Below are 12,992 nucleotides of genomic sequence, written 5' to 3'. Positions count from 1 at the left end.
TCTTTACGGTTAATTTTATAATTAGTAATTCATTTTTAATTCAATAAATATCATCTCCCTTTTGGGGAGATAGAGGGGCGTTTAGTTTAAAAACTCATAAACACCAGCAGCACCTTGACCTGTACCAACACACATGGTAACAATTCCGTATTTATTTTTTCTTCTTCGCATTTCGTCAAATAATTGAACTGAAAGTTTTGCTCCAGTACATCCAAGTGGGTGTCCAAGTGCAATAGCACCTCCGTTTACGTTTACGATATCTGGATTTAAACCTAGCTTACGAATGACCGCTAGCGACTGCGAAGCAAAAGCTTCGTTTAATTCAACTAAATCGATTTTATCAAGTGATAATCCTGCTTGGTCTAGGGCTTTTGGAATTGCTTTGATAGGTCCGATTCCCATAATACGTGGCGGAACACCAGCAGCAGCGTATGAAACTAATCTAGCAATAGGTTGCAGATTAAGCTCTTTCACCATAGCTTCGCTCATTACCAAAGTAAACGCAGCACCATCACTCATTTGAGATGAGTTTCCAGCTGTTACACTTCCGTCTTGCGCAAATACAGGACGTAATTTGTTAAGCACTTCAATAGAAGTGTCGGCACGAGGACCTTCGTCGGTATCAACTGTGTATGACTTTGTTGCTTTTTTACCGTTAGCATCAACATACGTTTGCTCGATATTGATAGGAACAATTTGATCTTTAAATTTGCCTTCTTCTAAAGCTTTTAATGCTTTTTGATGCGAATTGTATGCAAACTCATCTTGATCTTGTCTTGAAATTTTATATTCATTCGCGACAGCCTCTGCGGTAAGTCCCATTCCCCAATAATAATCTTCGTTTCCGTTTTTGGCAACTTGATAATCGGGTACAGGTTTGTAACCTCCCATTGGAATGTAACTCATACTTTCGGCACCTCCAGCGATGATACAATCGGCCATTCCGGCTTGAATTTTTGCAGTAGCCATTCCGATAGTTTCCAATCCGGAAGCGCAGTAACGGTTTACGGTTACTCCAGGAACATCGTCAATTTTAAGTCCCATTAGCGAGATAAGTCGACCTACATTCAACCCTTGTTCTGCTTCAGGCATTGCGTTTCCTACAATAACATCGTCGATACGAGTTTTATCGAGTTCTGGAATTTCATTTAACATATGCTGAATAGTTTCAGCAGCCAATTCATCTGGTCTTTTAAAACGAAACACACCACGAGGAGCTTTTCCTACGGCTGTTCGATATGCTTTTACGATATATGCTGTTTTCATTTTTTTGAAATTTTAGTATTGAGTATTAAGATGTTAGTATTGAGATTTATAATTTTTTCTGTAATGAATAGTTCATTTTCTGAATTTCAACTATTAGATTTAAAATATCAGTAAGCTTATCTTCATTTATTAAATCAAGCTTTGTACTTAATATTAACTGTGTATGTAACTCATAAGACGATCCATTTGCAATACTCAAAAAATGTTTAAATTCTTTATTTGAATTTCTTCCAGCTCCTTCCGCAATATTTGAAGGAATTGAAATTACACTTCTTTTTATTTGAGAAGTTAGACCATATTTTTCATCAGAAGGAAGTATTTTAATCACTTTATAAACCTGTTTGGATAGTTCTATTGATTTTCTCCAAATCTGTAAATCTTCAATTTTATGCATGTTTACATCTAATTACTCAATACTCACTTCTCAATTCTTTTTTAATTTCTAAGCGGTTTCCCTGCTTTTAACATGTGTTGAATACGCTCTAATGTTTTGCGTTCCGTACAAAGCGATAAAAATGCTTCGCGTTCAAGATCTAATAAATATTGTTCTGTAACCATTGTAGCCTCAGATAAATCACCTCCAGCCATTACGTAAGCCAATTTGTTTGCAATTTTCTTATCGTGTTCAGAAATATAATGACCAGCGTTCATCGCATCGGTTCCAACTAAAAACATTCCGAGAGCTTGTTTCCCTAACACTTTAATATCGTTGCGTTTTGGAGGTTGTGTATAACCTGCTTCTGCCATTAATAAGGCGTGTTTCTTAGCTTCAGCAATTTGGCGGTCTTTGTTTACCACAACAATATCTTTTCCTTTCTGAAGTAAATTTAAATCGAAAGCTTCATGTGCAGAAGTTGATACTTTTGCTGTTCCGATAGTTAAGAAATGTTCGCGGAGTACATTGGTTTCTACATCATCTTTTCTGAATAAATCTGCTGCGCGAAGTGTCATTTCTTTTGAACCTCCACCACCAGGAATTACTCCAACTCCAAATTCAACCAGTCCCATATAAGTTTCTGCAGCGGCAACAACTTTATCGGCGTGAAGCGATAGTTCGCAACCACCACCAAGTGTCATTCCGTGCGGGGCAGAAATTGTTGGAATTGCAGAATAACGCATACGCATCATGGTGTCTTGAAAAGATTTAATAGCGAAGTTTAATTCGTCATACTCTTGTTCGACAGCCATCATAAAAATCATTCCGATGTTTGCTCCAACCGAGAAGTTTGCAGCTTGGTTTCCTACTACCAATCCTTGGAAATCCTTTTCAGCTAAATCAATTGCTTTATTAATTCCCGCAAGTACATCACCACCAATGGTGTTCATTTTAGAACGGAATTCTAGATTTAAAATTCCATCTCCTAAATCTTCAACAACAACACCGCTGTTTTTCCAAACCTCTTTAGAGGAACGGATATTATCTAAAATAATAAACGCATCTTGTCCAGGTTTTTTAGTTTGCTTTTTAGCAAGAATGTCGTAATAATAGGTAGCACCATCTTTAACAGTGTAGAAAGAAGTGCTGCCGTTTTCTAACATTTCAGTTACCCATTTTGCAGGTTCCTTGCCTTCAGCCTTCATTAATTCGATTCCCTTTTCAACTCCAATAGCATCCCAAATTTCAAACGGACCATGTTGCCATCCAAAACCAGCTTTCATAGCATCGTCGATGCGGTATAATTCATCTGAAATTTCAGGAATTCTATGCTGAACATACGCAAACAAAGAAGCGAAGTTTTTACGATAAAATTCGCCAGCCTTATCTTTTCCGTTTACAAGAATCGGAAATCTATCGGCTACATTTTCTACCGTTTTTGTAAGTTCTAAAGTGGCAAAGTTTGCTTTTTTACTAGCAGTGTATTCCATGGAGTCTAAGTCCAATGAAAGGATTTCACTTTTACCATTTTCTCCTTTTACTTTTTTATAAAATCCTTGTCCAGTTTTACTTCCCAACCATTTGTTATCCATCATGGTTTGAATAAATTCTGGAAGTTTAAAAAGGTCGTGTGCCTCATCTTCAGGACAGTTCTCAAAAATTCCGTTAGCAACGTGTACCAACGTATCTAACCCAACAACATCGACAGTTCTGAAGGTAGCCGATTTTTGACGACCAATCACAGGTCCAGTAAGTTTATCTACTTCTTCAACCGTCATTCCAAGTTCTTTTACTTGATGGAATAAACTTTGAATTCCGAAAATTCCAATTCTATTTCCAATAAAAGCAGGAGTGTCTTTTGCAAGTACAGATGTTTTTCCGAGGAATTTCTCTCCGTACTTCATCAAGAAATCTACAACTTCTTTTTTACATGCTGGTCCTGGAACTACTTCAAAAAGTTTTAAGTAACGAGGCGGGTTAAAAAAGTGCGTAACCGCAAAATGCTCTTGGAAATCTTTACTTCTTCCTTCATTCATAAAATGGATTGGAATACCAGAAGTATTTGAAGTGATAAGCGTTCCAGGTGTACGGTGTGCTTCAATTTTTTCGAAAACACTTTTCTTGATATCTAGTCTTTCAACTACAACTTCAATAATCCAATCAACATCTTTGATTTTAGCAATATCGTCGTCTAGATTTCCTGTAGCAATTCTACTAGCAAATTTTTGATTGTATATTGGCGAAGGCTTTGATTTTAGCGCCGCTGTTAAGTTGTCGTTAACGATACGGTTTCTAACCGCTTTGTTGTCTAAACTAAGTCCTTTTGCCTTTTCTTTATCGTTTAATTCTCTTGGTGCAATATCGAGCAGTAACACTTCGGCTCCGATATTAGCAAAGTGACATGCAATGCCGCTTCCCATAATTCCCGAACCAATGACTGCGACTTTTTTAATTCGTCTGTTCATTTTTGCTTTGAGTTTAGTTTTTTGAAACGTTATTCTGTGTATATTTTTTTTTCTGAAATACATTCGTTGATCGCATCTATAACTTTGAAGAATCCGTATAAATCCGAATCGCTTACATGTTTTACGATGGTTTCATTGAATTTAAGTACTACTTCTTTAGAGTATTCTCTTTTTTCTTTTCCGAATTCGGTTAGGCAAATTAAAACACCTCTTCCGTCATTCGGGTTTGGCTTTCTGGTAATAAGCCCTTTTTCTTCCATACTCTTTAAAGTTCTTGAAAGGCTTGTGCCTTCCATACCCATTTTTGGGCCTAATGCAGTTGAGGGAGATCCCTTTTCTGGGTCGATACTAAGCAAAGTAAACCCTGTAGCCATAGTGCTATCTTGCTTCCCAGCTTCTTCATTATACATTTTAGCAACAGCCTGCCAGGTTGCTCTCAATGCGTAATCAATAGTTTTGTCCTTCATTTTTATTGTAGTGGTAAGCTCAAATATACAAATATTTATTATGCACGCATAATAAATTTAGTCAAAATTTGTTAAATCTCAACATAATGGCTCTAAAACTATTAAGGTAATAAAAAAACTCCCCAAAATTGAGGAGTTTAATAAAAATTTATGTTAAGCTTTTTACTTGTGATCGTAAATTTTATTGTACAATTCAATGTACTTTTCTTTTATAATTCTTCTTTTTAATTTCAAAGTAGGAGTGAGGTGTCCTGCTTCAACGCTCCACTCATCTGGTGTGAGTTCAAACATTTTAATACGTTCCCATCGACCGAACTTTTCGTTGTAATGGTCAACTTCTTCTTGAATACGCTCAATTACTTTTGGATTTGAAATAAGCTCTTTATGTCCGCCTTTAACTTCTATTTGATGTCTTTTTGCCCACTCTTCAACAAAATCAAAATTTGGTTGAATAAAGGCAGCTGGCATTTTTTCGCCTTCACCAATTACCATAATCTGCTCGATAAAACGCGATTGTTTCATTAAGTTCTCGATTAATTGTGGAGCAACATATTTACCACCCGAAGTTTTAAAGATTTCTTTTTTACGATCGGTGATTTTTAAGAAGCCATCTGCGTCGATTTCTCCAATATCTCCTGTGTGAAAATATCCGCCTTCAAGCGCTTCTTTTGTTTTTTCTTCGTCTTTGTAATAACCCATCATTACATTTGGACCTTTACAAAGAATTTCGCCATCTTCAGCAATTTTAACTTCTACACCAGGAAGCATTTTACCAACAGTACCAATCTTCCATCCTTTGTTGTTTTGGTCGTTTACAGAGATTACAGGCGATGTTTCAGTAAGTCCGTAACCTTCCATTACCGGAATTCCTGCAGCACCAAAAACTCTAGATAAACGTGGTTGTAAGGCTGCACTTCCAGAAACCATTACTTTAAGATTTCCGCCAAGTCCTTCTTGCCATTTGCTAAAAATTAATTTTCTGGCAATACCTAATTGGAATTCATACCAACCTCCGTTAGCTCCGTAAGGCTCAAATTGATGCCCAAGTTCGATTGCCCAAAAGAAAAGTTTCTTTTTAATTCCTGTAAGTTCTGTTCCTTTGGCATAAATTTTATCGTACACTTTTTCAAGAAGTCTTGGCACCACAGTCATTACGTGCGGTTTAACTTCTTTTAAGTTGTCACTCATCTTATCAATTGATTCAGCAAAATAAATTTTTATTCCGCAGTTTTGATACAGATAAACAACCATACGTTCAAAAATATGGCAAATAGGAAGGAAGCTAAGCGCAACATCTTTTGGATCTAACGGTACACGCTCTTCACTAGATAATACATCAGAAACAATATTTTTATGCGATAACATTACACCTTTAGGGCGTCCTGTAGTTCCAGATGTATAAATAATGGTTGCCAAATCGTCTTCGGAAACTGCATTTTTGCGTTGCTCAACTTCATCTTGGTTAGAAGTATCTTCTCCGAGCGTTAAAATTTCATTCCAATTTTTGGCTGTTGGCAAATCAGTAAAAGCATACACTTCTTTTAAAAGTGGCACATTTTGCTTGATGGCATTTAGCTTTTCAAGAATTTCATTATCTGAAACAATTACATAAGTTGCTTCGGAATGATTTAAAATATACTCGTAATCTTCTTCAGAAATAGTAGGATAAATAGGTACATTTTGCGCTCCTACTTGTAAAATACCAATATCGGCAATGTGCCATTCGGTTCTATTGGTGTGCGTAATCACCGCAATTTTATCGTTTGGTTGGATGCCAAGTCGAAGTAATCCTCTACTGAATTGATTGGCTTTATCAACGTATTCTTGCGAAGATGTATGTACCCATTCGTCTCCATATTTGGTTGAAAAGGCAATATCTAAATTATATTTTTCCAACTGATGGTATGGAAAATCGAACAAACGGGTAACTTTATTCATATTGTTGTATATTATAGTTCAGTTAGCGAAGTGAAATTACCTTATTTAGTACGTAATTCTTCATAAAACTTTCATAATTTGTTGCGATTGCTTCCTTTTGGTTGCAATATTTGTCCGATGTTTTTGGACGCAAATTTTAAAATAAAAGTAAATGTTTCGCTTGTGCCTCCAAAATTGTTTAGGGGAGGTTAACAGAATTGCAAATTAGGAAATTTGCCGAGTATTTTCAAAAGAACTCATAAAAAAAGGAGTTGATTTATGGCAACTCCTTAATTTTAGTTCGATTAAATAAGAATTATTTATTCTCTAACCATTTTTTTGCATTGATAAAAGCTTCCAACCATGGCGAAACTTCGTCTTTTCTTCCGTTAGGGTAATTTGCCCAGTTCCATTGGAAGATCGAACGCTCAAAATGTGGCATTGTTACTAGGTGTCTTCCATCGTCTGAAACTAACATCGCAGTGTTAAAGTCTGAACCATTTGGATTGGAAGGGTAGCCTTCGTAACCGTATTTTGCAACAATATTGTATTTGTTTTCTTCGTATGGGAAACTAAATCTTCCTTCTCCATGAGAAACCCAAATTCCGAGTTTGCTTCCTTTTAAAGTAGAAAGCATTACCGAATTGTTTTCTTGAATTTCTACGGAAGTGAAGATACTTTCGTGTTTTCCACTTTCGTTATGAAGCATTTTAGGTTTTTCTGAATGGTTTGGATTGATTAATCCTAATTCAACAAAAAGCTGACATCCATTACAAATTCCGATAGAAAGTGTGTCTTCTCTTTTAAAGAAGTTTTCTAGCGCTTGCTTCGCTTTGTCGTTGTACATAAAAGCACCCGCCCAACCTTTGGCAGAACCTAAAACATCGGAGTTTGAAAATCCTCCAACTGCTCCAATAAATTGAATGTCTTCTAGTGTTTCACGTCCCGAAATTAAATCGGTCATGTGTACATCTTTCACATCAAAACCTGCCAAATACATAGCATTTGCCATTTCGCGCTCCGAGTTACTTCCTTTCTCTCTAATAATGGCCGCTTTTGGTCTTTTTCCTGTTACTTCAGGAAGTTTTCCTGTGAAATGCTCTGGGAATTTATACGTTAACGGCTGGTTTTTATAGTTGTTATAACGAGTCTTTGCAACATTATTTTTAGTTTGTTTTTGGTCTAATAAGAAGGATGTTTTATACCAAACATCTCTTAACTGACTTACACTGAATGAAAAGCTATCGGTGTGGTTTACTATTTGTAACCTGTCACCTTCTTGTACTTTTCCGATATTGTAGAACGTAATTCCAGCCTTGTTTAAGGCAGTTTCAACGGTAGTATCGTTATTCGCTTGGAAAACAATTCCTGCATTTTCGTTGAATAATAGTTTAATAGAATCTTTTTCTTTGATAGCAGAAAGATCTAGTTGCGCTCCTAAATTTATATCAGCAAAACACATTTCTAGCAAGGTTGTAATAAAACCTCCACTGGCTACATCATGTCCTGCAAGTATTTGATTGTCTTTTATTAATTGCTGAAGCGTGTTAAAGGCAGTTTTTAAACTTTCGGCACTTTGTATCGTTGGTACTTCGTTTCCGATGCTGTTTAAAATTTGCCCAAATGAAGAACCTCCTAGTTTTAAATTATCATTCGAAAGGTTGATGTAATAAATGCTTCCTCCGTTTCTTTGTAAAACAGGCTCAACAACTTTATTAATATCGTTACAATGTGCACCCGCAGAAATAATAACTGTTCCAGGTGCAATAACTTCCTCATTCGGATATTTTTGCTTCATCGAAAGTGAATCTTTTCCTGTAGGAATATTGATTCCAAGTTCAATAGCAAAATCCGAACATCCTTTTACAGCTTCGTATAAACGTGCATCTTCACCTTCATTTTTACAAGGCCACATCCAGTTTGCCGATAATGAAACCGACTGTAAACCGTCTTTTAGCGGAGCCCAAACAATGTTGGTGAGCGCTTCAGCAATAGAATTTCTACTTCCTGCAACAGGGTCGATAAGTGCAGAAATAGGAGAGTGGCCAATTGAAGTAGCCAGTCCTTCTTTTCCTTTAAAATCGAGCGCCATTACACCACAGTTGTTAAGTGGTAATTGTAACGGGCCAGCACATTGTTGTTTGGCAACACGACCACCAACACAGCGGTCTACCTTGTTGGTAAGCCAATCTTTACAAGCAACGGCTTCAAGCTGTAATACTTGCTCTAAATACGTTTGTATGTTTTCGACGCTGTAAGTAGCATCTTTGTAATTTCTTTTGATTGTTGTATCGGTCATGATGGTTTTTGGCGAACTTCCAAACATATCGCTTAGTGCCAAATCCATTGGTTTTTCACCTGTTGTAGCCGACTCAAAACAGAAAACATCGTTATCGGTAACATCACCAACTTCGTACATTGGAGAACGCTCGCGCTCTGCAATGCGCTGTAATTTTTCGGTATGTTCTTTACTGATAACAAGTCCCATTCGCTCTTGACTCTCATTCCCGATAATTTCTTTTGCTGAAAGAGTTGGGTCTCCAACAGGAAGTTTATCTAAATCGATTTTCCCTCCTGTGTCTTCCACCAATTCTGACAGACAGTTTAAATGCCCTCCAGCTCCGTGATCGTGAATCGAAACAATTTCGTTTTCCTCACTTTCAACCATTCCTCTTACGGCATTGGCGACACGTTTTTGCATTTCTGGATTGGAGCGTTGTACCGCATTTAGTTCGATACCGCTACTAAATTCTCCTGTATCAGCAGAAGAAACAGCAGCACCACCCATTCCGATACGGTAATTTTCACCACCAAGTACAACAATTTTATCCGAAGCTTTTGGTGTTCCTTTAATTGCTTGTTCTTCTTTTCCGTAGCCAATTCCTCCAGCAAGCATAATTACTTTGTCGAAACCAAGTTTACGGGCTTCTTCTTCATGCTCGAAAGTTAGTACTGACCCAGCAATTAGTGGCTGTCCAAATTTATTTCCAAAATCGGAAGCTCCGTTGGAAGCTTTTATTAAAATATCGATAGGCGTTTGGTACAACCATTCGCGTTCGTTCATGGCATTTTCCCAAGGTCTGTTTTCTTCTAAACGCGAGTAAGAAGTCATGTACACAGCAGTTCCAGCCAGAGGTAAAGAACCTCTACCACCTGCTAAACGGTCGCGAATTTCTCCTCCCGCACCTGTTGCAGCACCGTTAAAAGGCTCTACAGTTGTTGGGAAGTTATGAGTTTCTGCTTTTAATGATAAAACAGCATTGAATTCTTTTTCTTGATAAAAATCGGGTTTATCGGCAGTTTTCGGTGCAAATTGTACCGCTTTTGGACCTTTTAAAAAGGCAACATTATCTTTGTATGCCGAAACGATATTGTTTGGATTTTCTTCGGAAGTTTTCTTTATCATTTTAAATAATGACATCGGTTTTTCTACTCCGTCGATAACAAACGTACCGTTGAAAATTTTATGACGACAGTGTTCTGAGTTTACTTGAGAAAATCCAAAAACTTCAGAGTCGGTTAACTTTCTTTCTAGCTTATCAGAAAGTTCGTTTAAATATTTTATTTCTTCATCGCTTAACGCCAATCCTTCTTTTAGATTAAAGGCAGCAATGTCTTCAATTTCTTTTATCGCTTCGGGTTCAATATTAATATCAAAAACCTTTTGGTCTAAGCTATTGTATTTTTGCGAAAGCATTGGGTCAAAGTCTGTAGTGTCTTTAGCGCATGCATGAAATTCTTCAATTCTGATAATTCCATCGATACACATATTTTGAGTAATCTCTACAGCATTGGTACTCCATGGAGTTATCATGGCGGCACGAGGACCAATAAAAAAAGCGTCTATAGACGCCGCTTCGATTTGTGGTTGATTGCCAAATAACCACGATAATTTTGCACTGTTTTCTTGTGAAATGTTGCTGTTGGTTTGAACAGCAAAAACCTTGATTTCTGGGTTTCCGAAGAAAAGAATCATACTGTGTTGTGTTTGTGTCTAATTGATTACAGACCTAAATTTGTAATAAAGCGCAAATTTAAGGAATTACTTCTTATTTTTAGTCGTAAAAAAGAAGGTTTTATTACAGTTTTTTTCGCTTTGAAATTGATCTATAAAAAAAGTGCATTCATAAAATTGAATGCACTTTTTTTATTTTAAAACCTTGTCGATTGCTTCTTTTATCATGGGTTCCATAATGTCGTAGCCTTTAGAGGTAGGATGTACTCCGTCAGAAGCGAGTTCCTTACTGAGTCCCTTTTTATCGTCGACCATGGCTGTGTAATAATCAACATATACAATTTGGTGTTTATCGGCGTAAGCTTTTAACATTTGGTTGAGTTCAATAACTTTTTCTGTTGGATTGATGCGTTCTCTCCAAGGAAAATGATTGGCAGGAAGCGTCGAACAGATAATCGGGATGATGTTGTTTGCCTTAGCCAATTCAACCATCGAAATGATATTTCCATACACATCTTCAAGGGCTATGGGTCCTGTGTTTTCTGCAATGTCGTTTATTCCAGCTAGAAAAGTAACGACTTTTGGTTGTAAATCAATCACATCCCTGCGGAAGCGTAAAAGCATTTGCGAAGTTGTTTGTCCGCTAATTCCTCTGTCGATATACGGGTTTTCTTCAAAAAAATCTGGATGCATATTTTTCCATCCTTCTGTGATTGAATTTCCCATAAAAACTACTCGGTTTTCAGTTGGATTAGGGGCTGGAAGCACTTTGTTTTCGGCTTCATATTTTTCGAAATTAGCAAAAGCTACAGTATTGTCTTGAGCAAAACTATTAAATCCTACAAGTGAGCACAGCAGTAAAAAGTATTTTTTCATGTGTTGTTTTATTTGGTTTGACGGAATTTACCAACTAAGGTTTTGTAGTTCTCTACATTACGATGGCTGGTTTTTGAAATTTAATTGGTTAAATCTTTTCAAATATAAGCATCCTTTTTATTTTTGATTTGAATATCCGTAATGTATCATATCAAAATTAGAATGTCAGGTCGAGCCTGCCTTTGTCGGCAGACAGGCGTAGTCGAGACCCTATTTAAAGCTTGTTAAGCCAAATTACTTCTCGACTCCGTTCGAGGTGACAGTGAATTATGATAGATTGCGAAGAATCTTATTTTTGAAACATACTTTTATAAGATGGAATACAGTATTAAAATATTAAAAGAACATTTTCTGGTCGGAAAGTCGGTATCGATGTCGATTCTAGAAAATAAAACTCAAATGCTATGGAAGCAATTTATGCCCAAAAGGAGAAAAATTAAGAATGTTATTTCTGATGATTTTTTCTCTGTTGAAGTATATCCAAACGATTATTTTGATGCGTTTATTCCAACCAAAACTTTTAAAAAGTGGGCGGCAGTTAAGGTTGAAAATTTTAAAAATCAACCTGAGGAGTTTGAACAACTGTACATTCCAGAGGGGAAATATGCTGTTTTTACATATAAAGGGAAATCGTCTGAGGCCTATAAATGCTATCAATATATCTACGGCGAATGGCTTTCGGTTTCTGGAAATTCTTTAGACAACCGACCTCATTTTGCAGTGATGGGTGAGAAATATAAAAATGACGATCCTACTTCCGAAGAAGAAATTTGGATTCCTATAAAGTAATTACCAACGATTTTCGGCTTGTGGACCTCCCCAAATTATGGTTGCCAAAAACGGATTGTCGATAAACGGATTTCTATTTCCTTGAATTTTTTCAATTTTGTTATTTCTGTTGATTTCAAAGGTTGAAACTGGGTCTTCAGCATTCCATTTTAAAAACAATTCAATACTCCCAACATCTTTAATCGACTCGTTGTAACGTAGGTTTAAATACATAATCATTCGAGCCACATCGCCTTTCCATTCATCTCCCGGAAACCAACTTTTATACTTGAGTTCGTAAGCGCCACTTCCGTCAACAAATTTGTTGTTGCTACGTTGCGAATTGATACTTTGGTCACAAACGCGTAAATGGTGTAAATCGCCTTTGGCAGTGTTCTCGATAAGCGACTGCGGATAGACATGCTCGGTGTTAAAGGTTTGCTTTTTATAGGAGTTTTTTCCAGAAACAAATTCTTTCCAAAAGCGTTCTTCACCAGAATAAATAAGCACTACTTGATCTTTGTTTGTAGGACTCGCATCCACATCGTACAAAAAGTTATGACGTTCTCGATAGGTTAAAATATTGGTGTGCTTTGCAATGGTTTCGGTCGCCAATGCTTCGTATAGCGGAATGCTTCTTAAACTGAAATCGACATCCTGATAATAGTTTTTTAATTCCTTCGGAATAGAAAGCGCAGTCGAATCTTGTTTAGGATTTACCCAAGCCGTAGCTGTATTTTCGGCAGAATTTTGCTTGCAACCAAAAGATAATATTAAAAGAAAAAGGAATGCAATTTTTTTAAGCATCAAGAAACTATTGTTTAAATGTAAAATGTTTTTTTAGATTTTAAAGTTAAAGAGTTAAGAAGGAAATAAGTTAAAATAATAAAGTGTTGTAATAA

9 protein-coding genes are annotated in these 12,992 nt (G+C 36.6%); 1 reads left to right on the top strand and 8 read right to left on the bottom strand.

The genetic code is table 11. The features are described 5' to 3' along the window. Positions 1 to 81: 81 nt before the first annotated feature. From JMA43_RS06140 to JMA43_RS06110, 7 genes are all read right to left on the bottom strand, one after another. On the bottom strand, positions 82 to 1,266 hold the full coding sequence (locus JMA43_RS06140; protein ID WP_342155561.1) for an acetyl-CoA C-acyltransferase: 1,185 nt from the start codon (positions 1,264 to 1,266) through the stop codon (positions 82 to 84). A gap of 46 nt (positions 1,267 to 1,312) precedes the next feature. Further along, positions 1,313 to 1,660: a four helix bundle protein gene (locus tag JMA43_RS06135; protein ID WP_342155559.1), complete on the bottom strand. Its 348-nt coding sequence runs from the start codon at positions 1,658 to 1,660 to the stop codon at positions 1,313 to 1,315. A gap of 41 nt (positions 1,661 to 1,701) precedes the next feature. Then, positions 1,702 to 4,107: a 3-hydroxyacyl-CoA dehydrogenase/enoyl-CoA hydratase family protein gene (locus JMA43_RS06130; protein WP_342155558.1), complete on the bottom strand. Its 2,406-nt coding sequence runs from the start codon at positions 4,105 to 4,107 to the stop codon at positions 1,702 to 1,704. Positions 4,108 to 4,136: 29 nt separating this feature from the next. After that, a complete protein-coding gene (locus tag JMA43_RS06125; protein WP_342155556.1) occupies positions 4,137 to 4,574 on the bottom strand; it encodes a MarR family winged helix-turn-helix transcriptional regulator in 438 nt (145 codons plus the stop codon). A gap of 162 nt (positions 4,575 to 4,736) precedes the next feature. Beyond that, positions 4,737 to 6,512 carry an AMP-dependent synthetase/ligase gene (locus JMA43_RS06120; protein WP_342155555.1) on the bottom strand — a complete coding sequence of 592 codons (1,776 nt, stop codon included), beginning with the start codon at positions 6,510 to 6,512 and terminating at the stop codon, positions 4,737 to 4,739. A 295-nt stretch (positions 6,513 to 6,807) separates the two neighbouring features. Next, entirely contained in the window at positions 6,808 to 10,467 is a 3,660-nt protein-coding gene (gene purL, locus JMA43_RS06115; protein ID WP_342155553.1) for a phosphoribosylformylglycinamidine synthase, read from the bottom strand. 171 nt (positions 10,468 to 10,638) lie between these two features. Then, a complete protein-coding gene (locus JMA43_RS06110; protein WP_342155551.1) occupies positions 10,639 to 11,322 on the bottom strand; it encodes an SGNH/GDSL hydrolase family protein in 684 nt (227 codons plus the stop codon). A gap of 315 nt (positions 11,323 to 11,637) precedes the next feature. On the opposite strand from JMA43_RS06110, the gene JMA43_RS06105 reads away from it, so the two are divergent. After that, on the top strand, positions 11,638 to 12,111 hold the full coding sequence (locus tag JMA43_RS06105) for a GyrI-like domain-containing protein (protein WP_342155550.1): 474 nt from the start codon (positions 11,638 to 11,640) through the stop codon (positions 12,109 to 12,111). Here JMA43_RS06105 and JMA43_RS06100 read toward each other — a convergent pair whose 3' ends face one another. Beyond that, positions 12,112 to 12,897 carry an endonuclease I family protein gene (locus JMA43_RS06100; RefSeq protein WP_342155549.1) on the bottom strand — a complete coding sequence of 262 codons (786 nt, stop codon included), beginning with the start codon at positions 12,895 to 12,897 and terminating at the stop codon, positions 12,112 to 12,114. Positions 12,898 to 12,992 lie beyond the last annotated feature (95 nt).

The sequence above is a fragment of the Joostella sp. CR20 genome (assembly GCF_038433465.1).
Taxonomy (GTDB): Bacteria; Bacteroidota; Bacteroidia; order Flavobacteriales; family Flavobacteriaceae; genus Galbibacter.
The sequence above is the reverse complement of the archived record's forward strand: the minus strand, read 5'-3'. Positions and strand labels throughout refer to the sequence as shown.

Coding starts and splice junctions, on each gene's coding strand:
- JMA43_RS06140 (WP_342155561.1), bottom strand. CDS start 1,266: ATGAAAACAGCATATATCGTAAAAGCATATCGAACAGCCGTAGGAAAA.
- JMA43_RS06135 (WP_342155559.1), bottom strand. CDS start 1,660: ATGCATAAAATTGAAGATTTACAGATTTGGAGAAAATCAATAGAACTA.
- JMA43_RS06130 (WP_342155558.1), bottom strand. CDS start 4,107: ATGAACAGACGAATTAAAAAAGTCGCAGTCATTGGTTCGGGAATTATG.
- JMA43_RS06125 (WP_342155556.1), bottom strand. CDS start 4,574: ATGAAGGACAAAACTATTGATTACGCATTGAGAGCAACCTGGCAGGCT.
- JMA43_RS06120 (WP_342155555.1), bottom strand. CDS start 6,512: ATGAATAAAGTTACCCGTTTGTTCGATTTTCCATACCATCAGTTGGAA.
- purL (WP_342155553.1), bottom strand. CDS start 10,467: ATGATTCTTTTCTTCGGAAACCCAGAAATCAAGGTTTTTGCTGTTCAA.
- JMA43_RS06110 (WP_342155551.1), bottom strand. CDS start 11,322: ATGAAAAAATACTTTTTACTGCTGTGCTCACTTGTAGGATTTAATAGT.
- JMA43_RS06105 (WP_342155550.1), top strand. CDS start 11,638: ATGGAATACAGTATTAAAATATTAAAAGAACATTTTCTGGTCGGAAAG.
- JMA43_RS06100 (WP_342155549.1), bottom strand. CDS start 12,897: ATGCTTAAAAAAATTGCATTCCTTTTTCTTTTAATATTATCTTTTGGT.